Consider the following 24203-nt stretch of genomic DNA (forward strand, 5'->3'; position numbering starts at 1 on the left):
GGGCGCGGGCACGGCCGTCCCGGCCGCCCCGGGCCGTCACACCGCGCCGTTCCGGCGCCGCGGGACGTCCCGCCTCGACACCCAGAAGTGTCGCTGGAGCGGGCCGCCGGTGTCAGCGATTTCGCCGAATCCATGGCACCCGTGCCGGTCGCGGGTGAAAGCGAGTCCGGACGCCCGGGGCGCACTGTCCGGCTGCCCGGGAGGATCTCCCGTTCCGATCCCGGCCGGAGGGGTGCCGTCGCCGTGGGAGACGCGACCTTCCTGCCACCGGCCCCGCGGGGTTCCAGGGGTCCGAAAAACCGCTGGGCGCCTTTCCCGCGCCGTGCTACGGTGTGCGCGATCGGAGCCGGACGACCGGATGTGAGAGGGAGGTGAGGTCGATGACCGCCGTGAAGGCCGCCGCTGTGCGCCGCTCCCGGACCGACCTCACGTCCCGGACCCCGGTCTGACCCCCGTGTTCGTCGCTCCGCCATGAGGCGGAGGACCGCCGTGTCTCGCCGGGGCCCCTTCCTTCAAGGTGCCTCACGTTGCAATCACCAGCCAATGGCCCTGACCGCCCCTCCGATGGAAACCTGTCCCGTTACGGGTGGACGGCCGATCTCGCCGCCGCCTTCTCCCCCTACCGCGACACCGGCCTGATCCCGGCCCGCATCGTGCGGGTCGACCGTGGCCGGTGCGACACGGTGACCGGGCACGGCGCGGTGCGCGCCGGAACCTCGGCACTGCACGCACCCGAACCGCTCCTCGCCCCGTGCACGGGCGACTGGGCCGCCCTGCGCCCCGGCCCGGAACCGGAGCTGGCCGCCCTGCTTCCGCGGAGCAGCGCGATCGTGCGCTCCTCCGCCTCGCGCTCCTCACACGGCCAGGCACTGGCCGCCAACATCGACACCGTCGTCGTCACCGTCTCGCTGGCCATCCCGCTGGACGCCGGACGGCTGGAACGGCTGATGGCCCTCGCGTGGGACAGCGGCGCCCGCCCGGTCGTCGCCCTCACCAAGGCGGACCTGGCCGCCAACGCCGACGCGGTCCGCGCCGAGGCCGGGCTGCTGGCCCCGGGCGCGGAGATCGTGACCACGAGCGGAGCCGACGGCCAGGGCGTGGACGTCCTGACCGCGCTGCTGAGCGGCACCACCGTGCTGATCGGCCCGTCCGGGGCGGGCAAGTCCACCCTTGCCAACGCGCTGCTCGGCGAAGACCTCCTCGCCACCGGCGAGGTGCGGGAACGCGACGGCAAAGGCCGCCACACCACCGTCCGCCGCGAGCTGCTGCCCCTGCCCGGGGGCGGCGTCCTCATCGACACCCCCGGCCTTCGGGGAATCGGGCTCCACGACGCCGCCGACGGCCTGGAGCAGGTCTTCGGTGAGATCGAGGAGCTCGCCCGAGACTGCCGCTTCGGCGACTGCGCCCACGACAGCGAGCCCGGCTGCGCCGTCCAAGCGGCGATCCTGGCGGGCGAGCTGCCCCGGCGCCGCCTGGACAGCTACCGCAAGCTGCAACGCGAGAACGCCTGGGCGGCCTCGCGCAACGACGCCCGCAAGCGCGCGGAGCGCGTCGACCGCCAGAAGGCGATCACCCGCCACCAGCGGGCGATCTACCGGTTCCGCGGCCCGCGGCCATGAGCGCGCACCCCACGCCGCCCGCGCCCCGCGGCGGCGCCCGAAGCCTGCCTTCCCGACGGCTCCCGGAAGGAGCACCCACCACAGTGGACACCACCCCGGAAGAGACGACCACCGACCCCCTCATGGCGGCCCTCTTCGCCCTTGCCCGGGGCCTGCCCCGGCAGGGGCCCGGCTCCGATGCGACCACCCGCCGCCTGCTGGCCATGGCGGGACCGCTTCCGCCGCAGCCCCGCGTCCTGGACGTCGGCTGCGGTCCGGGACGCTCGGCACTGGTCCTGGCGGAGGAGGCGGGAGCCGAGGTCACCGCCCTCGACCTGCATGGGCCGTTCCTCCGCGAACTGGACCGCGCCGCCGTAACCCGGGGGCTGGACCACCGCATCCGCACGGTCCGGGGATCGATGGCCGACCTGCCCTTCGCCGACGGCGGCTTCGACCTCGTCTGGGCGGAGGGCTCCGCTTACAACATCGGGTTCGATGCCGCACTGGCGTCCTGGCGGCGGCTGCTCGCGCCCGGCGGGGCGCTGGTCGTCACCGAGTGCGAGTGGGCGACCGACGCTCCCTCGGCCCCGGCGCGGGCGTTCTGGGACGGCGTGTACCGGCTGCGCACCGGGGAGGAGAACACCGCCGCGGCGCGTTCGGCCGGGTACACGGTCACGGGGCGCTACCCGCTCCCGGACAGCGACTGGTTCGACGAGTACTACACACCGCTGTCCGAACGCGCCGACGCGGCCGACCCGACCGCCCCGGCCATGCCCGAAGCGGTCGCCGCCACCCGCCGGGAGATCGCCATGCGCCGTGAACACGGCACCGACTACCAGTACACCGGCTACGTCCTTCGTCCGTAGGGAAGGAAGCGCGCCGTCACCGCAGAGCGGTGACGGCGCGCACGCTCCAGACCGCCAGGCCGGCCGCGGCGACGGATGCGCCGCCCAACCAGAGGACGCCCGGCAGGGCCGTGGCGTCGACGATCACGCCGCCCGCGAATGCACCCAGGCCGATCGCGAGGTTGAACATCGACACCCACAGCGCCGATGCGGCCTCCACCGCCTGCGGCGCGGCCTTGATCATCCACGTTTGCAGGCTGACCGACACCCCGCCGAACACCAGGCCCCAGACGATGAGCAAGGTGATACCGCCGGGGGCGGTCAGGCCCAGCAGCGGGAAGAGCAGGATCGCGGCCGCCAGCGCACCGACGATGACCAGCACCGTGCGATGCAGGCGTCGGGCCACCGCCGCACCGGCGATGAAGTTGCCGGCGATGCCGGCCAGACCGAACCCGAACAGGAGCGGCCCGATGAGCCGGCCGTCGACCCCGGACATGTCCTGGAGCACGGGGCTCACGAAGGTGTAGGCGGCGAAGTGGCCGGTCACGATCGCGAACGTCGCGAGGATGCCGGCCCGCACGCCCGGGTTGCGGAACTGATCGGCCAGTTGCCGCGGGCCGACCGGCTGGGAGGCGGCCAGCGGCGGAAGCACGCTCAGCAGGGCGATCAGTACGACGAACGCGAGACCGCTCAGCGCTCCGAACGCGATGCGCCAGTCGGCGAGGTCGCCGAGTACCGTGCCGATCGGCACGCCCAGCACGTTCGCGGCTCCGACACCGCCGAAGATGACCGCGGTGGCCCGCGGCACGTGCGCCGGGGCCACCAGCCGCACGGCGAGACCGCCGGCAACGGCCCAGAACCCGCCGATCGCCCCCCCGACCAGCGCGCGTGACGCCATCAGCACGGGGAAGTTCGGCGCAAGGGCCGAGCCCACGTTGGCGATGGTCATGAGGCCCATCAACCCGACGAGCAGCAGCCTCCGGTCCATCTTGCCGACGAGCACCGGGACGATCGGCGCCGCGAGCCCGGCGACGATGCTGGTCACCGTGACCATCAGCCCGGCCATGCCGACGGAGACCGTCAGCGCCGACCCGACGTCGGTCAGCAGCCCGATCGGTAGTTGCTCGGCGGTCACCAGCAGAAACGTGCCGAAGGTGACTGCGGCGACCGCAAGCCACCGGCTCGGGTGCCGTGTCTCCGTCGGCGTCGTGGGTTCGGTGGTCGTCACTGGTCGATCTCCCGTTCGTCCGTTTGGGAGCGATCGCTCCCAAATATGGGCACACTAGTATGGGAGCGATCGCTCCACAACTCGGCTAGGATGTGGCCCATGGCACGACCGCGGGGATTCGACGCACAGAAGGCGCTGGCCAAGGCGACCGACGTGTTCTGGCGCCTGGGCTACCACGCCACCTCGGTCCGCGACCTGGGCGCGGAACTCCGGCTCACGCCCAGCAGCCTCTACCGGACGTTCAGCGACAAGCACGCCCTGTTCCTGCGCGCGCTCGACCACTATCGGGCGACCGACTCCGCCCAAGCGGAGGAGCGGCTGAGCGGCCGCGGCCCTTGCCGCGAGGTACTGCGGACCTGGCTGCTGTGGCTGGTCAGCGGAGGGGACGACGACGAGGCCCGCCGAGGCTGCTTCGTGGTCAACACGGCCACCGAACTGGGCACCACCGATCCGGACGTGCAGCGACGAACGGAGGCCGCGTTCGACGTGACCCGTCAGGCGATCGCCGGGGTCCTGCGCCGCGGCTGCCGCGACGGGGAGCTTCCGGCCGATCTCGACATCGATGCCGCAGTGGAACTGCTCTTCACCACCGTCCTCGGGCTGCGCGTCCGAGAGCGAGCCGGCCACGACCCCGCCCGGCTGGCCGCGGCGATCGACGCCGCCATCCGATCCCTCGGTCCGGCCCCCGATTCCACCCGCTCACCGTGAGCGCATCCGGCGCACCGCGCGCTGGAGATCTCGACGACGCCCCCCTCGCCAAGCCGGACGACCCGTTCCCGCCGCCCGGGTCCCAATGGAGCCGAGCCCGTGCCTGAAGCCTGCGCATCGTGAATACACGGCCGGCCATGGCCGGCCGACTCACCCGTGGTTCAGGCGTTCGAGCCGGCCGGGGGTGGTGCGGGCGGGAACGGGCCGCCTCTCGGCCACCGGTGAGGCGGCGGTCGCGGTGCGCCGGAACTCGCTCGGGTTGACGCCCCGGACGCGTTTGAACGCCGCGCTGAACCCGAACGCGTCGGAGTAGCCGACGGTGCGGGCGACGTCCGCGATCGTCGCGGCCCCCTGCTCGACCAGCAGGTCCGCTGCGAGCGTCATGCGCCAGCGGGTGAGGTAGGTCAGGGGCGGTTCGCCGACCAGGTCGGCGAACCGCTTGGCCAGCGTCGAACGCGACACCCCGGTGCGCTCGGCCAGCGAGGCGACCGTCCACCGTGCCGCCGGGTCGGCGTGCAGCAGGCGCAGCGCGTCGCCGACCACCGGGTCCCGCTGGGCGGCCCACCAGGCCGGGGGCTCGCCGCCGGGCCGGTCGAACCACTCGCGCAGCGTGCAGACCAGCATCCAGTCCAGCAGCCGGTCGAGGACCACCTGCTGGCCCGGAGTGTCGAGGTCGACCTCGGCTGCGACGTGGTCCAGCACGGCGTCGGCCGTGCCCCCGGCGCCCACGCGCAGCACGACGGGCAGAGCGTCGAGCAGCCGGCGGCTGATCTCGCCGCGCACCGGATAGGCGCCGACGATCAGGGTCGTCGCACCGCGGCCGCCCCCTGCGTCCTCGCCGCAGTCGTTCCAGCCGCGCCGGTGCCGGGTCCCGCCCTGCTCGGGCACCGCGCAGTCCTCGCCGCACGGGATCGGTTCGGCCCGGGTGCCGACCTCGTCGACGAACGTGAACGTCTCAGGGCCGCGCACGACGATCGTCTCGCGGGCGCGAAGCGGCTCGGGCGGACGGTGCTCGGGCACGATCCAGCCGGCCCCGTTGAGGACGGTGCATAGGGTCAGCGGCGCGCCGTCCACGAAGTGCAGGGCCCAGGGCGGGGACAGGGTCGAACTGCCGAACAACGAGCCGTGGGCCCGCACCCCGCGGATCAGGTCACTGAAAGCGTCCACGCCGGCCAGGTTAGACGAATGCACAGGCGATCCGGCTTCCTGCCTATGGGATTGTCCGAACCGGCCGTGTTCAATCGGGGGCATGAGCAACGACACCACTCTCGTCCTCGGCGCGACCGGCAAGACCGGCCGGCGGGTCGCCGCCCGGTTGCGGATGCGCGGCACACCGGTGCGTGCCGCCTCCCGATCGAGCCGGACCCGGTTCGACTGGTCCGACCCCGGCGGCTGGGACGCGGCCCTGCGGGGGATCGCCGTCGCCTACGTGGTGGCCCCGAGTGTGCCGGGCCCGGTGCACGAGTTCGTGGCCCGGGCGGAGGCCGCCGGCGTGCAGCGGCTGGTCCTGCTGTCCGGGCGCGGCGCCGACACCTGGGGCGACTCCACGTTCGGGCTGGACATGCGCTCGGCCGAGGACGCCGTGCGCGGCTCGGCGCTGGAGTGGACCGTCCTGCGGCCGTCGAACTTCGCCCAGAACTTCGACGAGGACGTCTTCCACGCCCCGCTGGTCGCGGGGGAACTGGCACTCCCCGCCGATGCGGTCCCCGAGCCGTTCATCGACGTGGACGACGTCGCCGACGCCGCGGCAACGGTGCTGACCGAGGCCGGCCGGCACGCCGGGCGGGTCTACGAGCTGACCGGGCCGCGCGCGCTCACCTTCGGCGAGGCCGTCGACCTGATCTCCCGGGCATCCGGGCGGCCCATCGCTTACCGGAAGGTCTCCCCCGCCGAGTACGCCGCGACGCTGGTGGAGCAGGGATTGGGCGAGGACGACGCCCACCACGTCGCCGAGATGTTCGTGTTGATGGAACGAGGCCTGATCGCCGCGACAACGGACGACCTCGCCGCCCTCCTGGGACGGGCACCCCGGACCTTCGAGGACTACGTCGCGCGGGTCGCCGCGGCGGGGGCCTGGCAGAAATAAGCACCGACGCCGATTCGCCGACCGCCGCCGACCAGGCCCGTCCGGTGATCCACCCCGAGACCGTCCGTCGTCACCTGCATTGATGCGTGGGTGAACGACCGCCGAACGACGAAGGCCAGGTCCCCGGAATGTCCGGGCTGACCTGGCCTCTAATTCTTTGGAGCGGATGACGGGAATCGAACCCGCGCTATCAGCTTGGGAAGCTGAAGTTCTGCCATTGAACTACATCCGCGTGGCGGGCCGCTGAGGCCGCTTACCGACGAGCACAGTCTAGCGGACGCCCGGCGTGGTGGCTAACCGGTTTGTGGGTGGGGGACGTGGGGGTGGGGTTGCAGCAGGTAGGTTCTGGAGCGTGCTGCTCTCCGATCGCGATATCAGGTCCGAAATCGAGTCCGGGCGGGTCAAGATCGACCCCTATGATCCCGGGCTCATCCAGCCGTCGAGTATCGACGTGCGGCTCGACCGTTACTTCCGGGTCTTCGAGAACCACAAGTACCCCCACATCGACCCCGCGGTCGAGCAGCCTGATCTGACGCGGCTGGTCGAGGGCGACGGCGACGAGCCGTTCATCCTGCACCCGGGGGAGTTCGTGCTGGCGTCCACCTATGAGGTGGTGACGCTGCCCGACGACATCGCCAGCCGGCTGGAGGGCAAGAGCTCGCTGGGGCGCCTGGGGCTGCTCACGCACTCCACGGCCGGGTTCATCGACCCCGGGTTCTCGGGGCACGTCACGCTGGAGCTGTCGAATGTCGCGACGCTGCCGATGAAGCTGTACCCGGGGATGAAGATCGGCCAGCTGTGCATGTTCCGGCTGACCTCGCCCACGGAGACGCCGTACGGGTCGTCGCGGTACGGCTCGCGGTACCAGGACCAGCGGGGTCCCACGCCGTCGCGGTCGTACCTGAACTTCTCTCGCACGGAGGTGTGACCCCCACCCTCAGGGCAGTGTCCCCGCCGAGCCCCTCTCGGCAGCGCCCCCCGGCAGCTCTCGCCGCGCCCGCACCCGGCGGCGGCCGTCCGGCTCAGCCGTAGTAGCCCTGGGGGCCGCCGTAGGCGCCGGCGATGGGGCGGGGCTTTTCGCGTCCCGGGAGGATCCAGGCGGCCGCGAGTCCGCCGATGAAGCCGAACAGGTGGGCCTGCCACGAGATCCCGGACGCCTGCGGCAGTACGCCCCAGATGAGGGTGCCGTAGAAGAGGACCACGCAGATCATGATCACGATGTCGACGGTCTTGCGCTCGACGATTCCCCGCAGCACGGTGTAGCCGAAGTACCCGAAGATCAGCCCGCTGGCCCCGACGGTGAGGGTGCCCGGGCCGGAGAACAGCCAGACGCCGACCCCGCTGACCATCATGACGATCGCGGTGGTCCACATGAACCGGCTCAGCCCGCTGAACGCCACCAGGCAGCCCAGGACCAGGAACGGGACCGAGTTGCCGATCAGGTGGTTGAAGTCGGCGTGCATGAAGGGGGCGGTGGCGACGCTCCACAGGTTGTCCATGGTCCACGACCACAGGCCGAAGGTCCGGTCGAGGGCCCCGGCGAGCACGGTGTCGATGATCTCGAGCACCCACATCGCGGCCAGCATCGCGGCGACCGTGAAGAAGCCGACCATCCGTGAATGTGTCACCCCTCCGACTGTAGGCGAGCGGCCGAAGGCCGACATAAAGCGCCCCGGAGCCGCCCGCGGGGGTGGTCACTCTCCTCGCATGTGGATCTTCGCTGTGTAGCCGTCATGAGCTGGCGCATTGCAGATTTAGTGGCGCAGGTCACTTTCTTGATGACAGTGATGTAAATCACAAATGCTTGCGCGCAAGGTCCTGATATGCGGGTTGCACGTTCGCTTTCGCGTTTTGGGATGTTTAAACGCGTTACCTCGCCGTGACCTCTCTCAGGTGGTCGCCCAGCTTTCCTCGATAAGGTTCCTATCACCATAAATAGGACTAAACGACCAGAGCGGTCATGGGATCGCGCGCCGCCATCCCCTTCGCGGACGCCCGCACGATGCCGCGCGGCCCCCGCCGCTCTCCGGTTCCGTTCGTGTCCCGCGCAAGCGGGGAACGGGGGAGGCCGCCCCGCAGAGGGCCGGCCGCAGAGCCCAGCGCGTCGGGATGGACAGAGCTGAAGAGGAGACCGTGCCAGCAGTACGCGCAAACAAGCTTTACAAGGTGTTCGGCAAGCGTTCCGCCAAAGCGGTGGACCTGCTCTCCGACGGCCGGCACCGCGATGAGATCCGGCAGCTGAACGTCACCGCCGCCGTCATCGACGTCTCCTTCGAGGTGCGGCCGGGCGAGATCTTCGTGGTCATGGGCCTCTCGGGCTCGGGCAAGTCGACGCTCATCCGCATGCTCAACGGGCTGCTCGCCCCGACGGCGGGCCGCGTCGAGATCGACGGGACCGACATCACCGGGCTGTCCAAGTCGGGCCTGAGGAGCCTCCGCAGCCAAAAGATCAGCATGGTCTTCCAGCACTTCGCGCTGTTCCCGCACCGCACGGTGCTGGACAACGCCGCCTACGGCCTGGAGGTCCGCGGCGTGCCGCGCGACGAGCGGCTGGAGAAGGCCCGCCACTCGCTGAGCCTGGTCGGCCTGGAGGGCTGGGAGGCCAAGGTCCCCGGCCAGCTCTCGGGCGGCATGCAGCAGCGCGTCGGCCTGGCGCGGGCGCTCGCCGCCGACACCGACATCATCCTGATGGACGAGGCGTTCAGCGCGCTCGACCCGCTGATCCGCCGCGACATGCAGTCCCAGCTCCTGGAGCTCCAGGAGACCCTGGGCAAGACCATCATCTTCATCACGCACGACCTCAACGAGGCCATGCGGCTGGGCGACCGCATCTGCGTGCTGCGCGACGGGCGCGTGGCCCAGATCGGCACCGCCGAGGAGATCCTGAACGACCCGGCCAACGACTACGTCGCCCAGTTCGTGGAGGACGTCGACCGCACCCGGGTGCTCACCGCCTCCTCGGTCATGGAGCCGCCCATCCCGGTGATCGACCCGTCGCACGGGCCGCGGACCGCGCTGCGCACCATGCGGGAGAACCAGACGCCGTCGGCGTTCGTGGTCCGCCGCAACCGCAGGCTCGTCGGCGCCGTGCGCGAGGGCGTCATCGGCCAGGCGGTGCGCAACGGGGTCACGGAGCTCGACGGGCTGATCGACGCCGACATCGAGCGGGTCCACCCCGACACCGCGGTGGCCGATCTCTTCGCCCAGGCGGCCGAGAGCCCCTACCCGCTGGCGGTCGTGGACGACGACGAACGCCTGGTCGGGGTCATCCCCCGGGTGACGCTGCTGGCGGCCCTGGCCCCCGGGTCCAACGGCACCGCCGATTCCACTTCCACCGGCGACGCCGACACCGCCGATGCCGCCGGCAACGGTGACGCGGCGGAGAGCGTCGCAGCGGAGGCCGCCGACGCCCCCGCCGACGACACCGCCGCCACCCCCGGGAGCGACGCCGTGCCCGCCGCGGCCGACGAGGAAGGGGGGCGGCGGTGAACCCCACGCTTTTCGCGATCACCGTGCCCCGCGTCCCCGTGGGCACCGCCTTCGACTCCGCTATCGAGTGGCTGCGCACCAACTTGCAGCCGGTCTTCGCCTTCATCGGCATGATCATCGAGGCCTGCGTCGAATCCCTGTCCGACCTGTTCAGCGCCACCTCCGCGACCCAGTTCACCCTGGTCGCCGCGGCGATCGTGGCCGGCGGCCTGCTGGCCCGCGGGGTCCACCGCCCCGTGTACATCGCGGTGGGAGTCTGGGCGGTCCTCTACATCGCGGAGCTGGCCGGCGGCGTGGCCGCCGCGATCATCAGCTCGCTGCCCGCCCCGCTGTTCCTGTGGGCGATGAACCTGTTCGGCTCGGAGTACGTCTACCCGCCGCTGGTCCTGGCCCTGGTGCTGTTCGCCGCTCTAGTGGCCATCGGCGCCGCGAAGGTCCGCGACCGGCGCCAGTGGGCGCTGTCCGGCGGGACGGCGGCGATCCTGCTGTTCGTCCTCGTGGCGCACTTCATCGCCGACGTGCAGCTGTCGCTGCTGGTCGCCCCGCTGCTGTCGATCCTCGCGCTGGTGGTGGCGGGCTGGCGGGTCTCACTGTTCAGCCTGCTGGGCTTCCTGCTCATCATCAGCATGGACAAGTGGGACAACGCGATGAGCAGCCTCGCGCTGATCCTCGTCGCGACGGCGGTCGCCGTGGTGATCTCGCTGCCGATCGGCGTGCTGGCCGCCTACAACAACCGGGTCAGCGCCGTGCTCAAGCCCCTGCTGGACTTCATGCAGACGCTCCCGGCGTTCGTCTACCTGCTGCCGGCGATCGCGTTCTTCAGCATCGGCGCGGTCCCGGGCGTGATCGCCACGGTCATCTTCGCGATGCCGCCCGGCGTGCGCCTGACCGAGCTGGGCATCCGCCAGGTCGACAAGGAGCTCGTGGAGGCGGGCGAGGCGTTCGGCGCCCCCGACCTCCAGATCCTGCGGCGGATCCAGCTGCCGCTGGCGCTGGCCACGATCATGGCCGGCATCAACCAGGTGATCATGCTCAGCCTGTCCATGGTCGTCATCGCCGGCATGGTCGGCGCGGGGGGCCTGGGCAACGACGTCTACATCGGCATCGCCCAGGGCAACGTCCCCGTCGGCTTCGAGGGCGGGGTCGCCGTCGTCATCCTGGCGATCTTCCTCGACCGGCTCACCGGCGCCGTCACGCGGTTCTCCCCTGCTGCCCGCGCGCAGCGCACCGCCGCCTGACCGCCGCCCGACCGCACCCCAACCCCCTGTATCCCCGGCCGGTCCCGCGCCGGCCGGGGAACGGAATTCACCCGCACGAACAAGGAGGAGTCGGACGTGAGCGACACCATGCGTTCCACGAGGATCTTCGGAATCGGGGCCGCCGCGGTGTCCCTGACCCTGCTCGCCGGTGCCTGCGGCAGCGGCGGGGGCGTCGCAACGGGCCCCGAGGAGGGTGAGGGCGAGGGCCAGGAGATCACCATCGGCCTCATCCCCTGGGAAGAGGACATCGCCGTCACCCACCTGTGGAAGGCGGTGCTGGAGGAGAAGGGCTACACGGTCAACATCGAGAACGTCGACGTGGCCCCGATGTACGAGGGCACCGCCAACGGCGACATCGACCTCTTCCTCGACACCTGGCTGCCGATCACCCACGCCGACTACTGGGAGGAGTACGGCGACCGCCTGGAGGACCTCGGCACCTGGAACGACAACGCCAGCCTCCAGCTGACGGTGCCCTCCTACGTCGAGGACATCAACAGCATCGAGGACCTCAAGGGCAACGCCGACATGTTCGACGGCCAGATCATCGGCATCGAGTCGGGCTCGGGCCTGGTGCAGACCACCAAGGACTCCGCGATCCCCGCCTACGACCTGGGCGACGAGTACGAGCTCGTCGAGTCCTCGACGCCGGCGATGCTCCAGGAGCTGGAGACCGCCATCGCCGACGAGAAGCCGATCGTCGTCACGCTGTGGCGCCCGCACATCGAGTACTCCAAGTACGACCTGAAGGACCTCGAGGACCCCGAGGGCGCCATGGGCGAGGCGGAGAGCATCCACATGGTGGGCCGCGAGGGCTTCGGCGAGGACTTCGCCGAGCTGAACGGCTGGCTGGGGAACTTCACGCTCGACGACGACCAGCTCCAGGCGCTGGAGACCGCGGTCCTCATCGACCACGAGGGCGACGAGGACGCCGGTGCCCGCGCGTGGCTGGCCGAGAACCCCGACTTCCTCTCCGAGGTCATGGGCGACGACGCCGAAGGGCTGGAGTTCGCCTCCTAAGGCCCGCATACCGATCGACGGCGATGGCCCCTCGCGCACGTGCGCAAGGGGCCATCGCCGTCAACGGGGCCGGCCGGTCCTTTGCGGCGGACCGGCGCGGGACCGGTCAGGCCGGGCCGGAGCCGGATGTCAGCGAGCGGTCGCGCGGCGGGATGCCCGCGGCGCTCATGAAGGCGTCGACCTTGGCGGGCGAGGTGCGCCGGGTCAGCGGCAGGTAGGGGCGGTTGGCGTGGCGGCCCTCCACCGAGGGGAAGATCCGCGGGCGGCCGGTGGTGTCGCACAGCCCCAGCGACCGGGTGCGGCCCGGTAGCACGTAGTAGGAGCCGACGTCGGCGAACGGGATGCGCACGATGTAGCGCCCGCGCGTGTAGCGGAACTCGTCGTCCTCGACCTCCAGGACGGGCACGGCGAGCCGGTACCCGTGCCAGGCCAGCGCCGCCCCGCCGAGGACGAGGAGGAGGCCGGGCAGCAGGTTCACCCAAGATGTCGGGGCCGGCGCGATCACCGCGATGCCCGCCGCGGCAAGGACCCCTCCGGCCCACAGTTCCCCCTGTTTACGGCCCATCGGGCAGATCAAGCGAACCGTTTCGGACACGGGTATGCCTCTCTCACGGAGCATTACGGGGGGTGTGGCTATCGCCGAACGAACCCTATCTCTTCGGAAGGGGGCCCAACGGCGGAACCGGCCAGGATTCGGCTTCCGATCCGCATTCTTTTCGGAGCGCGCAATCCCCTGCCCTGAAGGCGATGCGGGACGCGAGGAGGTCCACGGCGAGACCCCCGCGCGCGGCGGGACGGCGGCCGGACCGCCGCGGCGGACGGGCCGGCTCCGCCGGGCCCGATCCCGGGCCCGATCCGGTTCACCGCGGCGGCCGAAAACGGAGGATCTGGGTTCCCGGAACACATCACGATTCCGGCACCGCCGGCGGCGGGCGCCGCCGATCCCGTGAGTGTGACCACGGGCATTACGGAGGGTGCCGTTTCGACCTGCGAGAACACGCTCCGTTGACGGAACGGCCGGGTATGACCGCATGCGGCCAAAGTCCGGCGGGTCTGGTGCGCTCTGAGAGGATCCCCAGGTTTCGGGGGACCCCATAATGATGCGTTGTGATGACCGAGTGCGCGATCTACAGCGCGAACCGACGCGACCCGGTCGAGGGCGACATCAGCGACTCCCTCGACGCGGCGCTGCTCCAGGACGACAAGGCCTTCTGCTGGATCGACCTGCACGAGCCCACCGGTGCCGAGTTCGAGCTGGCGACCAGCGAGCTGGACCTGCACCCCTTGGCGGTCGAGGACGCCCTCACCGCCCACCAGCGCCCGAAGCTGGAGCGCTACGGCAAGGTCGTGCTGGTCGTCCTCAAGGCCCTCTCCTACGACCCCGAGATGCGCGACGTCACCAGCGGCGAGATCCTGGTCTTCCTGGGCCGCAACTTCGTGGTCACGGTCCGCCACGGCGACGTCGACCCGCTCACCCCCGTGCGCCGCAAGTTCGAGGCCGACCCCGAGATGCGGGCGTTCGGGGCGCCGGTGGTGCTGTACGGCGTCCTCGACGCGGTGGTCGACGAGTACATCGAGATCGCCGACCAGGTCCAGGAGGCGATCACCGAGCTGGAGGAGCAGGTCTTCCTCTCGGGCGGCGCCTCGCCGGGCGAGATCTACGCGCTCAAGCGCGAGGTCCTGGAGATGCACAATGCGACGGAGCCGCTGCTCCCGGTGGTGCGCGCGGTCGCCTCAGGTGACATCGTGCGGGTCAGCGAGGAGGCGGCGCCGTTCTTCCGCGACGTCCAGGACCACGCCATCCAGGTCAGCGGCAAGATCGCGGCGATGAACGACCTGCTCCCGCAGGTGATGTCGGCCTACCTCGCGCAGGTGGGGGTGCAGCAGGCCGAGGACTCCCGCAAGATCGCCGCCTGGGCCGCGATCATCATGGGGCCGACCCTGATCGCCGGGGTATACGGCATGAACTTCGAGTCCATGCCGGAGCTCCACACGGCCTACGGCTATCCGTTCGCCGTCGGCATGATGGTGGTCGTGTGCGTGGTGCTGTTCATCGTGTTCAAGCGCACCAAGTGGCTGTGAGGCAGGGGCCGCGCTCCGCGGGCCGCTCCCGGTGACGCGGCCCGGTTCGCGGCCCCTGCCGGCCTACCACTCGTCCTCGAACCACCCCTCGGGGGCGGGGTCGGACGGCAGCGGCCGCGGGTCCTGGTGGCGCCGCGCGGTGCACTCGCGGAACGGCCCGGTGTCGCCCATGAGGTAGGACATCTGGTAGTCCAGGTGGTCCCGGTACCACACCGCCATCCCGGTCCCGGGCTCCCAGCGCAGCACCTCCCACGCGTGCCACAGGGCGTGGAAGCGCGACACCGCCTCGGGGTGGCGCCACCACTCCTTGCACCACCGGAACTGCCCGCCCTCGGGGCGGGAGTACATCGGCAGGAAGCGGTAGGTGACGAACTCGCCGACGTTCTTGAAGACGGGCTTGTCCTCGTCGTCGTCCCCGGGAACGTCCACGATGCGGTCGTCCGCGCCGTCCGCGCCGTCCGCGCCGTCCGCGCCCGCCGGGCCGTCCACGCCGTCCTCGTCCGCCGGGTCGACCCCGCGGTCCTCGCTGGTGGCGGTCATCGTCTCTGGCGTCCTCTCCTCGTCGTCGATCGGTCCGTCGTCCGGCTCCGCGCTCACAGGGTCGTGCGCCGTTCGTTGTGCCGGGCGGCCACGCGCTCCTCGGCGGTCCGGGTGTTCGCCTTGTACTTGCCGCCCAGGCTCGCCAGGCCCTCGGCGAGGTCGGGCGCCCCGGGGCGGGCGTAGTCGGCGCCGGTGACCACCTTCGCCGGGAGGTCCGCCCCCGAGTCGACGGCGTCCACGAGCTCCCGCCTGGCCTCGGCCCCGCGGCCGGCGGACCCGGCGGTGCGCCGCGCCCCGGCGTCCGCTGTGGTCCGGGCGTCCGCGGCGGGCTCCGGCGGCGGGACGTACATGGAATCCGCGGCGAAGGGGTGGCCGGTCGAGCAGCGGGACACCTCGGTGAACGCCTCCACGGGCGTTCTCCCCGACTCCACCAGGCGGGTGTACTCGGCGCCGATCGCAGGGTTGGCCCCGGCGAGGTGGCCCTCGAACCGGTCGAGCGCCGTCGCCGCCGGCTCCGCCAGCGCCGTGGGGGCGCCGTTCTTGTGGCCGGTGTGCGTGGACCAGGAGTCCACGAGGTCGCGGATCCGGCCCTCGTCGAGGTCGCGCAGCCCCTCGGGGGTGAGGATCCGGGCCCAGTGCTCGGCGATGTTGAGCGGGCGGCTGCCGGGCGGCGGCCCCTCGATGTGGATCGACGCGCCCTCCACCGCGCTGATCCGGTCGTGGGCGCCGGAGTCCAGGTCCAGGTGGCCGTTGCGCAGGCCGGCGTCGACGAGTTCGCGGGTGTAGCGCTCGAAGACCAGGGGCTCCCACGTGAGGACCAGCGGCTCGATGCGCCGCCGCGCGTCTGCCGCCTCCGGCTCCAGTGAGGCGACGGAGCTGATCCAGGCGGCGTTGAGGTGGTCCAGCTGCTGGGCGGTGGGCGCGGTCGCGGGGTCCCAGCCCGCGAAGTCCCGCCACCCGCCCTGCGGTGGCCCGGCGAGCCCCACCTGATCGGGGGTGCCGACCGCCGGGTTGTGGTGGGCGTGGCGCCACGCGTCCTCGAACGACCCGGAGAACCCGAGGCCGGACGTCCACTCCTGCGACAGGCGGTCGATCAGCGCCTCCTGGCGCTTGACGTCGCGCAGCGCCGTCGCAACGTCATCAGGGCCGATCGAGCTGAGGACCGCGGTGATCGCGCGCGCCCCCTCCGGCCCGGCGACGTGGGCCTTGACGTCGTCCGGGACGTCGGGGTGGCGGGCGACGGCGAGCCGGACGGCCTCGGTCAGAGCGGGATCGGCCGCCTCGGCGCGGGCGGTGCGCACGACGGCGATGTGCACGTGGTGGCGCGGCCGCGGGTTGAAGACGTGCACGATCTGGCCGCCCTCGGAGGCGGTGCGCGCGGCCCTGTTGCGCAGGGCCCGCGCCAGCAGCGCCGCCGTCGCCAGGACCGCCATGCGCCCGATGGACGGCCCCACGCGCTTGCTCACCCGGGAATTGCCGCGCAGGAACGTCATCAGTGCCTCGACGACGGCCTCGCCGATCACCGACGGGGTCTGCTGCACCCGGTCGGCGACGGGGTTGCCCAGGCTGCCCCGCATGTGGGGGTCGAGCGCGGCAGCGGCGCGGTTCACCCGGTCGGCCATGGCCGACCGGTCCAATGGCGCTTGTGTGTCGGTCATGTCCCTCTCGCTTGCTGTCGGCGGCCGGGACCGCCGGCGGTGCCGTGCCGGACACGGGCCGGCGGCGGGCCGCGGCGCCCCGGATGAACGGGGGGTCAGGCGCCGTGGGCCTGCGAATACCTGCGCCGGGCCCCTTCGGTGACCGACTTCTCGGACTCCTTGATGGCCGCGCTGACCTCGGCGACGTCGGCGCCGGTGTACCAGGGGCACATCTTCAGCAGGGTCGCCTGGGCGGCGGTGGCGAAGAGCAGCGCCTCGCCCTTGCCGATCTTGCGGATGTCGGCGCCCTCCATGATCTCTTGGCGGCGGAGCTGCACCGAGTGGTTGCCCTTGCCGTCGCCGTAGCTGAACGACGTCGTGGAGACGTCGTGCTGGCCGATGAGCTTGGACAGCGCCTCCACGATCTTGTGGTCGTCGAGGCCGGCGCCGAAGAGCTTGACGGTCGCCGCCGACCACATGGCCTCCATCCCGTTCTCGGTCCAGACCCGCACCCCCTGGCGGTAGCTCTGGAGGATGGTGACCGGGACGATGCCGCGCGAGCCCAGGTGGGAGTAGAGGTCGGGGAGGTCGGCGATCTTGCAGATGTTGGCCGCCTCGTCCAGCACGGCGACCAGCGGCGGGTCGAGCCGGCCGCCCATCCCCTCGGACGCCTCCTCGGCGGCGATGAAGATGGCGTCGGTCATCGCGGCGATGAGCGGCGCCGCGGCCGAGCGCGACTTGCTGAGCAGGTGCAGCGTCTGCCGGGAGACCACGAAGTCGCGGGGGTCGAACTCGTCGACTCCGGTGCCCTCCGGCGGGGTGACCCAGCCCATGATCTCGGGGTCGTCCAGGCAGCGGGCCGCGGTGCGGGCGGTGGTGTAGATGCCGTCCCGCGTCTCGCTCACGATGTTCTGGGTCTCGCGGAGCGCTTCGGCGTAGGCGATGAAGCCGTGGTCGAACAGGATCTCGATCGGCCGCGGCTGCTTGGCGTCGTGCAGCCACTCCCCGACCTGCTCCATGGACTCCTCGGCGAGCGCGGCGGCGAGCATCAGCTGCGAGATCAGCGCCTTCGCGGCGGGACCCCACATGTCCTTCTTGGAGTCCTCGTCGTCGATGGTCAGGACGAAGTGGCTGGCCAGCCGGTAGGCGTCCTCGACGGTGCGGACGTGGCGCAGCGGGTTCCACCAGAAGGTCTGCGGCTGGTGGGTGATGCTGCCGGGGTCGAACAGCCAGACGCGCTCGCCGGTGCGCCGCTCCCGGATCTTGGCGGTGGCCGCCCACACGTCGCCCTTGTTGCTGGTGGCCAGCGCCGGCCCGGGGGCGTTGAGGACGTAGGGGATGGCCAGGGCGGTGGTCTTGCCGGCGCGCGGGGCCATGTAGGCGAGGACGGTGTCCTCCCACGACGCGAACAGCCGTGCGCCGGTCCGGCCCTGGGGCAGCTTGAGGTCGCCGAGCGTCAGCCCGACGTCGCGCTCCTCCAGCGCCTTGGGCTGCTCGCCGGCCAGGCTGGTCCTGCGCAGCCGCACCGCCTTCTCGGCGGCCTCGGGGCGGGCCAGCTCCGCGACGTCGGAGTTGCCCAGGTTGAGCGCCGCCACCGGGTCGCCCTCGTCCCCGAGCCGTCTGCGGACGATGCGGAACCCCCGGACGCCCGCGTAGCCGATTCCGCCCGCCAGCACAGCGGCGAACAGGACGACCAGGGGCGTGGGCGTCCCCGGCCACGCGCTCCCGGTGTTACCGGTGACGAGCCAGAGGGCCCACCGCGCCCCGAACGGGGCCACCTCACCCGGGGTGACCAGGGACGCGAGCCAGGCGGCCACCCACATCAGGAAGACCACGCCGACGATTCCCCACATGGCGAGCACCACGAGCAGCGGGGGTGTGCCCGCCGCCATGGCCCCGCCCCGGGGCTGGAACTTGTTCGTCTTGAGCGCCAACGCCCTCACGCCCTCCGGATCGCCTGGTCGGTGTCGTACAGGTCGAACTCGTCGCCGGTCAGCGTCATCTGCACGGGGATCCCGAGCCGTTCGGCGCCGGTCTTGATCAGGTAGCGGCCGCGGCCGGGGTGCAGGGTGCCCGGCTGCCAGGAGTCGGGGGACGACCACGACGACACCAGCCCCGATTCGGGCTCGGTCAGCGGGGTGATCTGGTTGACCCGCGCCAGCTCGCGCGGTGGCAGCCCGGCCAGGATCATGATCGCGGAGCGGTCGACGAAGCCGCGCGCCTTGGCCCGGTCCTCCTCGTTGGCCAGCGCCTCCAGGTCGCTCAGCGAGTGGGTGACCATGACCGAGGCCATGCCCTTGCTGCGGTTGAGCCGGGTCAGGGAGTCGGCGTACTCCACCAGCCCGGGCGCGCCGCGCAGCGCGCGCCACAGCTCGTCCATCACCCCGATGTAGGAGCGCGGCCGCATGACGCCGTGCTCGGCCAGCATCGCTGCCGCGTCGACCATGCCGAACCCGTAGCTCCACGTGCACAGCATCGCCGCGGTCAGCAGCTTGTCGCCGGCGGCGCCGACCCGGGAGATGTCGACGCTGACCCCGGGCGCCTCCAGGTCGATCGGGTTGGTCGTGGGGCCGTCGAAGACCCCGGCGAGCGACCCCGTGCACAGCAGCCGCAGGGTGAACACCAGGTCGTCGACCCGCTCGTCGTAGCGGCCGTCGTCGTCGGCGCGGGCCAGGGAGCGCAGGCCGTCGGGCCCCTCCTCGATCACCTGGAGCACGTCGACAACGGTGGGCTGGCGGTAGCCGCCGAGGCGCTCGTCCAGCAGGTCGACCGCAGCGCCCAGCACGACCTCCTCGGCGTTGGTGATGCGGTCCTCGCGGATCAGCGTGCACAGCGCCATCAGCAGTGAGATGCGCCGCGAGCGCACCTCCCACCGCAGCTGCTCGCGGTCGGCGGGCGCCAGGTGCGCCAGGGTGGAGCCCAGCGGCCCTGCGTCGAGGGGGTTGATGCGGTCCAGCCCGCGGCCGATCCGGACGACCTGCCCGCCGAGGTACTGGATCAGGCTGGTGTAGTCGGGCTTGGTGTCGCCGAGGATGATGGCCTGCGTGCCGAACGCCACCGACCCGGTGACCAGGCGCTTGACCAGCGTGGACTTCCCCGTTCCGGGCTGGCCGAGCACGAAGCACCCCGGGTTGGTGACCAGCCCGGCGCGCAGCCAGGCCAGCGGGTCCAGGCACACCACCTCACCGGACAGCAGGTCGCGGCCGATCGGGGTGCCGATGGCCGGCGGCTTGCTGCTGGTGACGAACGGGAACAGGCCGCACGCCTGGGCGGTGGTGGCCTGGTACTCCGGAACCGGCGGGATGTTCACCGACGCCCCGCCGCCGCGGTGCGCCCACCCCATGAGCGGCGGCAGCGCCTCGCGCACGTCCATGTCGTAAGAGCTTTCGGCCCCGCCGCCGGGGCCCACGCCGCCGGGGCGTCCCGCGGCCCCCTTGCGGGCCTCGCGGGCGGCGGCGCGGTCGGCCTTGGCGCGGGCGCGGCGCTCCTTGCGCCCGGCGCGCCCGGAGCGCGGGTCGGTCGTGGTTTCGTTGCTGGTGCGGACCATTCCGGCTCCTGGTCGTCAGTTGCGCTGGGCGAGGAAGGGCGGGCACACCCCGAGCGGGAGGGTGGTGGCGAACGCGACGTCCTGGCTGCCCCAGGCCCGGCGCAGCCGGATGCGCGAGGTCTCGGCGGAGGACTCGGTGTGCGAGACCGCGCGGTCGAGCTCCTCGGGGTCGTCGACGGTGACCGACGCGTACAGGCTCATCTGCACCAGGCCGGCGCCCATGGTCTCCTCCTGGGCGGCCTGGCGCGCGTAGACGAGGTCCTGGTTGTCGCGCGCGCTGACCCGGTGCCGCAGGCGGGCCGACATCTCGCTCTTGTACTGCGCGGCGGTGTTCTGGCTTTCGAGCGCGCGCGCCGCGGACGCGGCGGGCCAGGGGCGGAACAGCAGCGTCGTCCGCTTGGTCCACCGGGTGGGCGTGAGCAGCTGCGACAGGACGGTGCTGGTGACGTGGGTGCGCGGCGCCTGCTGCCAGATCCACGCGACGCTGGCCCCGCTGTCGTGGACGTAGTGGTCGTGCATGGCCTCGGCGCCGACCGGGGTGGCCTCGGACCAGTTGGCGGTCTCGATGCCGCCCTCGCCGCCCTCGAGCATCCGCGACATGGTGCCGCGCGACGCCGGGTCGAACGCGCTGCGGACGGTGGCGACCAGCTGCTCGGGGGTGGCCCGGCCGACGACGCTGACCCCGCACCCGCCCAGGCCCGCCTCGATCTGGTTGAGGAAGTTGTTCACCTCTGCGGCGGCCTCCATCCGGCCCTTGGGGGCGGTGGGGAAGCGGCGCGGGTCGAAGGTGACGGCGATCCGGGTCTCGATCTGCGCGCTCACCGCGGGCGCGAGCGCCACGAGGTCGCCCAGGATGCGGCGGGCCGGCTCGGGGGAGGCGGGGTCGACGGCCGCCGTGATCTGGTCGCGCAGGGTCGCGCCGGGGTCGGGGCTCGACTCGACGGTGACGGTGATCCACGGCACCCAGGGCATGTAGCCGAGACCGGCCAGCCAGTTGTGCCAGTTGGCGACCCAGGTGTCGACGTCGCCCTCCTCGGCCAGCCACACCGAGTTGGAGGAGACCAGGATCGTGGCCGTCATGTGGCCCAGCCGCCGGTTCCAGGCGAGGCCGAACCGGCCGCCGCGCCCGTCCTCGGCGGAGAGGAGGGTGATGGGCGCGAGCACTCCGGGCAGCTGGAAGGCGCGGGGGTGCTCGGTGAGCACGCCCGCGCGGTAGCGGGTGCGGCCGCGCACGGTCGCCCACCACCAGCGGATGCGGGTCAGCGCGAAGCTGAGCAGCGACTGGCCCTGGACCGGGACCAGCGCCAGCCCGAAGACCACCACCAGTGGCGGGACGAGGTAGGCGGCGTAGCGCTGGTCGATCGAGGCGACCACCATCAGCACGACGAGGCAGCCCAGCAGCACCATCGTCGAGGTGAAGCCGAGCCCGAGCAGGCCGATGCTGCGCTTGCGGCGCCATCCGCCATAGGTTCGCTGTGCCATTTCCGGGTCCTCTCCGCGCTAGATCGCGCCGTGCGGGTGGTCATCGGGGCCGGGGCCCGCACCGGTGGGCGGGGCGGGCTCGCTGCCCGCGGCCCCGTCGGGCGCGGGAGCATCGGCGGCCACCTCGGGTGCGGGTGCGGCGCCGCCGCCGGCCGGAGCCGCCCCGGACGGGTGCGGCGCCGGGGACCCCCCTCCGCCGCCACTGCCTCCGCCGCCTCCCGGAGCGGGGCCGCCGCTGCGGGAGGCGGTCCCGCTGTGGCCGCCCGCCGGGGCCGCGCCCGACGGCGCCGGGGAGCCCGGGCCGGCGCCCTGCCCCGGTGAGGGGGCCGCCCCGGTCCCGCGGCCGCCGGCCGGGGCCGCTCCCGCGGGCGCCTGGCCACCGGGACCGCCGTACCCCGTGCCCGGGGCGGATCCGGTGCCGTGCGACGCAGCGGGGGCCGCGCCCGACGGCGCCGGAGCGCCGCCGCCCCCACCGGCACCACCGCCGCCGACGCCGCCCATGCCCATGTAGGAGGTTCCGGGGCCGCCCGGAGCGGAGCCGCCTGCACCGGTTCCGCCCGCGCCTGCTCCGGGGCCGCCGGGCTGGGCCGCACCGCTGGGCTGCGCGCCCGGGCCGGTGCCCGTCGGCATGCCTGCGCCGCCCGTGCCGTCGCCGAAGCCCCCCGGTCGGCCCGCGCCCGACGGCACGGCCCCGTTGCCGGGCCCCGCGGTGACGGTGGACCCGCCGCCTCCCGGGTAGGACGCGGCGGAGGCGCCCCAGCCGCCGGGCTGTGCGGCGCCGGCGGGCTGGACCGTCCCGGTGGGCCGGGCCGTGCCGGACTGTGCGCCCGGACCGGTGCCGGCGCCGTTGCCGTCCTGCGCTCCCGGGCCGGACCGTCCCGCCTCGGTCAGCGGCGAGCCGCCGGGCGCGCCCGTTCCGCTGGCCGACGCGCCCGTTCCGCTTCCGCTCTGGCCACCTCCCTGACCGCCGCCCGAGGCTCCCGGAAGCGAACCGCCGGGACCCGCCCCGGAGCCGCCCCCCAGGCCGCCTCCGGAACCGCCCCCGGTGATGCCTCCCGCGCCCCCGGACGCCGAGGCGCCCATGGCCGCCGCCGCTCCGCCGCCCGATGCCGCCATGGTCGCGGCGGGCAGCCCCTGGCTCACCGCGGCCGCGCGGTTGGCCGCGCCCGAGGTGTGCGCAGCGTTGCCGGCGCCGAAGAACCCGCCGCGGCCGCCTCCGCCACCGCCGCCTCCGCCACCGCCGCCTCCCCCTCCGCTGCCGCCTCCGCCACCGCCGCTGCCCGCTCCGGCCCCGAAGGCCACCGCGCCGCCAGTGAGCTTCGAGGCGACCGTGCCCAGCAGGCTCCACAGCATCGGCAGGGCACCCGTGGCGATGAGGATCAGAGCGACCCCCAGGAAGTACTGGAAGATCCCGTCCGGATCCTGGCGGGGCTCGGTGTAGAACACGAACCCCAGGGCGTAGATGAGCACGATGACGGGCTGGTAGAGGATCGACCCGATCAGCCACCCCATGACCTTGGAGAAGATGGTCGTGCCCGGTCCCGGCAGCATCGCGGCGCTCGCCGCGAGCGGCAGCACGGCGGCGCAGATGTAGATCACGCCCTGCGTGTAGTAGAGCGCCACGATCTGGATGGTCGCGCCGACGACGAGGGCGATCCCGATGATCACGCCGATGAGCAGCCGGAACGGGCCGGTCAGGAAGGCGCCCTCGGGGATGCTCATGAGGTCGGTGGCGAGGGCCTCGCCGAAGTCCGCCGCCACGCCTTCGTCGAGGAGGTAGCGCGCCAGCCCTTTGCTGAAGTCCACGAGCCCCTGGAGGATGAAGATCCCCGCGAAGGTCGTGAACACGAGCATCAGCAACCCTTTGACGGTGTCCATCATCGGGTCGAGGCGGCGGTACCAGAGCAGCCGGATCGCGGCCACCATCAGCCCGGCCGTCGCGAGCAGCGTCACGACCGGGAACACGAGGTCCTGGAACGCCGAAATTCCCTCGCTGGCCCCCAGGTCCGTGGTGTTGTCCACCGCGGGGTTCTCCCAGAGGATCCAGAAAATCCCTTCGATCGCGGGCGCGATCAACTCGCCCACGTCTTCGTGTATGTCCTCTAGGGCCATCGTGCTTCCTGATCGTGAAGCCGGCGCCGTCGGGCGCGGGCGCAATTCACCGGAAAAGGGGGAGGGGGATCCGGGGGAATTCGCGGAACGCGTGCTGCGGGAATCGTGGCGAACCCGGGGCCGGCGCTAGACGGGCCGGGAGTCGTCGGTCGGGCCGTCCGAGGGGTCGCCGGTGTCCCGCGGGCTGGGCTCGGGCACGTTCTCCTCGAGGTAGACCTGCCAGACGGACTGCTCCTCCTCGACCTCGGCGCCGCTGAACAGCAGGGCGACGAGCGGAGCCGCCACCAGGAGCAGGACGATCCCCAGGGTGACCCACGGGAGTTCGCCCATGCCGCGCGCGGCGATCCACGGGTCCCCGGTGAAGTTCGCCTGGATCATCTTGCCCGCGATGATCAGGATCGCGATGATCGCGATCACCACGCCCAGGCCCATGATCCAGCCGAGGAGGGTGTTCCCGCACGTGTCCCACGTGTCCTCCGATACGTCGGCCGGGCACGCGCGCGCGGCCAGGCCGAGCGCCGCTTGGATGTTCATGGAGCCACCTGCCGGATCGCGGTCTGCGGGATCATC

At 72.4% G+C, this 24203-nt stretch carries 20 protein-coding genes and 1 tRNA gene; 9 read left to right on the top strand and 12 right to left on the bottom strand.

The annotated features are described in order from the left end of the window. The first annotated feature begins 527 nt into the window (after positions 1–527). Complete coding sequence (rsgA, locus tag ACFOVU_RS19355) at positions 528–1619, top strand: ribosome small subunit-dependent GTPase A (protein ID WP_378535624.1); 1092 nt, start codon at positions 528–530, stop codon at positions 1617–1619. Between the two features lie 83 nt (positions 1620–1702). Next, a complete protein-coding gene (locus ACFOVU_RS19360; RefSeq protein WP_378535625.1) occupies positions 1703–2464 on the top strand; it encodes a class I SAM-dependent methyltransferase in 762 nt (253 codons plus the stop codon). A gap of 16 nt (positions 2465–2480) precedes the next feature. Here the strand turns inward: ACFOVU_RS19360 and ACFOVU_RS19365 are convergent, their stop codons facing one another. After that, a complete protein-coding gene (locus ACFOVU_RS19365; protein WP_378535627.1) occupies positions 2481–3671 on the bottom strand; it encodes an MFS transporter in 1191 nt (396 codons plus the stop codon). A gap of 99 nt (positions 3672–3770) precedes the next feature. Between ACFOVU_RS19365 and ACFOVU_RS19370 the strand changes: the two genes are divergently transcribed. Then, positions 3771–4379, top strand: a complete 609-nt coding sequence (locus ACFOVU_RS19370; RefSeq protein ID WP_378535629.1) for a TetR/AcrR family transcriptional regulator — start codon at positions 3771–3773, stop codon at positions 4377–4379. A gap of 150 nt (positions 4380–4529) precedes the next feature. Here the strand turns inward: ACFOVU_RS19370 and ACFOVU_RS19375 are convergent, their stop codons facing one another. Further along, entirely contained in the window at positions 4530–5546 is a 1017-nt protein-coding gene (locus tag ACFOVU_RS19375; protein WP_378535631.1) for an AraC family transcriptional regulator, read from the bottom strand. 82 nt (positions 5547–5628) lie between these two features. Between ACFOVU_RS19375 and ACFOVU_RS19380 the strand changes: the two genes are divergently transcribed. Continuing rightward, positions 5629–6465 (top strand): NAD(P)H-binding protein, encoded by an 837-nt coding sequence (locus tag ACFOVU_RS19380; RefSeq protein ID WP_378535633.1) that lies wholly within the window; start codon positions 5629–5631, stop codon positions 6463–6465. Between the two features lie 158 nt (positions 6466–6623). Here ACFOVU_RS19380 and ACFOVU_RS19385 read toward each other — a convergent pair. Beyond that, positions 6624–6697 (bottom strand) — tRNA-Gly (locus tag ACFOVU_RS19385). A 120-nt stretch (positions 6698–6817) separates the two neighbouring features. On the opposite strand from ACFOVU_RS19385, the gene dcd reads away from it, so the two are divergent. Beyond that, positions 6818–7393: a dCTP deaminase gene (gene dcd, locus ACFOVU_RS19390; RefSeq protein WP_378535634.1), complete on the top strand. Its 576-nt coding sequence runs from the start codon at positions 6818–6820 to the stop codon at positions 7391–7393. A gap of 94 nt (positions 7394–7487) precedes the next feature. Here dcd and ACFOVU_RS19395 read toward each other — a convergent pair whose 3' ends face one another. Then, positions 7488–8051: a rhomboid family intramembrane serine protease gene (locus ACFOVU_RS19395; RefSeq protein ID WP_378535916.1), complete on the bottom strand. Its 564-nt coding sequence runs from the start codon at positions 8049–8051 to the stop codon at positions 7488–7490. 580 nt (positions 8052–8631) lie between these two features. Between ACFOVU_RS19395 and ACFOVU_RS19400 the strand changes: the two genes are divergently transcribed. From ACFOVU_RS19400 to ACFOVU_RS19410, 3 genes are all read left to right on the top strand, one after another. Then, positions 8632–9954: a quaternary amine ABC transporter ATP-binding protein gene (locus tag ACFOVU_RS19400; protein WP_378535918.1), complete on the top strand. Its 1323-nt coding sequence runs from the start codon at positions 8632–8634 to the stop codon at positions 9952–9954. Then, complete coding sequence (locus ACFOVU_RS19405; protein ID WP_378535636.1) at positions 9951–11192, top strand: ABC transporter permease; 1242 nt, start codon at positions 9951–9953, stop codon at positions 11190–11192. Before ACFOVU_RS19400 ends, ACFOVU_RS19405 begins: the two co-directional genes overlap by 4 nt. A gap of 108 nt (positions 11193–11300) precedes the next feature. Next, positions 11301–12233 carry a glycine betaine ABC transporter substrate-binding protein gene (locus ACFOVU_RS19410; protein WP_378535920.1) on the top strand — a complete coding sequence of 311 codons (933 nt, stop codon included), beginning with the start codon at positions 11301–11303 and terminating at the stop codon, positions 12231–12233. 106 nt (positions 12234–12339) lie between these two features. Here ACFOVU_RS19410 and ACFOVU_RS19415 read toward each other — a convergent pair whose 3' ends face one another. Further along, the gene (locus ACFOVU_RS19415; RefSeq protein ID WP_378535638.1) at positions 12340–12798 is read right to left on the bottom strand and encodes a hypothetical protein; all 459 of its coding nucleotides are present in this window, start codon (positions 12796–12798) and stop codon (positions 12340–12342) included. A gap of 545 nt (positions 12799–13343) precedes the next feature. On the opposite strand from ACFOVU_RS19415, the gene corA reads away from it, so the two are divergent. Continuing rightward, positions 13344–14315 (top strand): magnesium/cobalt transporter CorA, encoded by a 972-nt coding sequence (gene corA, locus ACFOVU_RS19420; RefSeq protein WP_378535640.1) that lies wholly within the window; start codon positions 13344–13346, stop codon positions 14313–14315. Between the two features lie 63 nt (positions 14316–14378). On the opposite strand, the gene ACFOVU_RS19425 is transcribed toward corA, so the two are convergent. The 7 genes from ACFOVU_RS19425 to ACFOVU_RS19455 form a co-directional block, all read right to left on the bottom strand. Further along, positions 14379–14855, bottom strand: a complete 477-nt coding sequence (locus ACFOVU_RS19425; RefSeq protein WP_378535641.1) for a DUF4913 domain-containing protein — start codon at positions 14853–14855, stop codon at positions 14379–14381. A 53-nt stretch (positions 14856–14908) separates the two neighbouring features. Continuing rightward, on the bottom strand, positions 14909–16513 hold the full coding sequence (locus ACFOVU_RS19430; RefSeq protein ID WP_378535643.1) for a hypothetical protein: 1605 nt from the start codon (positions 16511–16513) through the stop codon (positions 14909–14911). 95 nt (positions 16514–16608) lie between these two features. Continuing rightward, positions 16609–18426, bottom strand: coding sequence for a type IV secretory system conjugative DNA transfer family protein (locus ACFOVU_RS19435; protein WP_378535645.1), 1818 nt, complete (start codon positions 18424–18426; stop codon positions 16609–16611). A gap of 5 nt (positions 18427–18431) precedes the next feature. Continuing rightward, the gene (locus tag ACFOVU_RS19440; protein WP_378535647.1) at positions 18432–20039 is read right to left on the bottom strand and encodes a hypothetical protein; all 1608 of its coding nucleotides are present in this window, start codon (positions 20037–20039) and stop codon (positions 18432–18434) included. 15 nt (positions 20040–20054) lie between these two features. Next, positions 20055–21521 carry an SCO6880 family protein gene (locus tag ACFOVU_RS19445; protein WP_378535649.1) on the bottom strand — a complete coding sequence of 489 codons (1467 nt, stop codon included), beginning with the start codon at positions 21519–21521 and terminating at the stop codon, positions 20055–20057. Between the two features lie 18 nt (positions 21522–21539). Further along, positions 21540–23606 (bottom strand): hypothetical protein, encoded by a 2067-nt coding sequence (locus ACFOVU_RS19450; protein WP_378535651.1) that lies wholly within the window; start codon positions 23604–23606, stop codon positions 21540–21542. A 153-nt stretch (positions 23607–23759) separates the two neighbouring features. Beyond that, on the bottom strand, positions 23760–24167 hold the full coding sequence (locus ACFOVU_RS19455) for a hypothetical protein (protein ID WP_378535652.1): 408 nt from the start codon (positions 24165–24167) through the stop codon (positions 23760–23762). Positions 24168–24203: the final 36 nt, after the last annotated feature.

This window comes from Nocardiopsis sediminis (assembly GCF_042650565.1).
Classification (GTDB): domain Bacteria; phylum Actinomycetota; class Actinomycetes; order Streptosporangiales; family Streptosporangiaceae; genus Nocardiopsis_B; species Nocardiopsis_B sediminis.

What these genes read in the sequence shown, in the direction of transcription:
- ACFOVU_RS19370 (WP_378535629.1), top strand. Translation starts at nt 3,771, where the DNA reads ATGGCACGACCGCGGGGATTCGACGCACAGAAGGCGCTGGCCAAGGCG.
- ACFOVU_RS19380 (WP_378535633.1), top strand. Translation starts at nt 5,629, where the DNA reads ATGAGCAACGACACCACTCTCGTCCTCGGCGCGACCGGCAAGACCGGC.
- ACFOVU_RS19395 (WP_378535916.1), bottom strand. Translation starts at nt 8,051, where the DNA reads ATGCTGGCCGCGATGTGGGTGCTCGAGATCATCGACACCGTGCTCGCC.
- ACFOVU_RS19410 (WP_378535920.1), top strand. Translation starts at nt 11,301, where the DNA reads ATGCGTTCCACGAGGATCTTCGGAATCGGGGCCGCCGCGGTGTCCCTG.
- ACFOVU_RS19415 (WP_378535638.1), bottom strand. Translation starts at nt 12,798, where the DNA reads ATGGGCCGTAAACAGGGGGAACTGTGGGCCGGAGGGGTCCTTGCCGCG.
- corA (WP_378535640.1), top strand. Translation starts at nt 13,344, where the DNA reads ATGACCGAGTGCGCGATCTACAGCGCGAACCGACGCGACCCGGTCGAG.
- ACFOVU_RS19425 (WP_378535641.1), bottom strand. Translation starts at nt 14,855, where the DNA reads ATGACCGCCACCAGCGAGGACCGCGGGGTCGACCCGGCGGACGAGGAC.
- ACFOVU_RS19430 (WP_378535643.1), bottom strand. Translation starts at nt 16,513, where the DNA reads ATGACCGACACACAAGCGCCATTGGACCGGTCGGCCATGGCCGACCGG.
- ACFOVU_RS19440 (WP_378535647.1), bottom strand. Translation starts at nt 20,039, where the DNA reads ATGGTCCGCACCAGCAACGAAACCACGACCGACCCGCGCTCCGGGCGC.
- ACFOVU_RS19445 (WP_378535649.1), bottom strand. Translation starts at nt 21,521, where the DNA reads ATGGCACAGCGAACCTATGGCGGATGGCGCCGCAAGCGCAGCATCGGC.
- ACFOVU_RS19455 (WP_378535652.1), bottom strand. Translation starts at nt 24,167, where the DNA reads ATGAACATCCAAGCGGCGCTCGGCCTGGCCGCGCGCGCGTGCCCGGCC.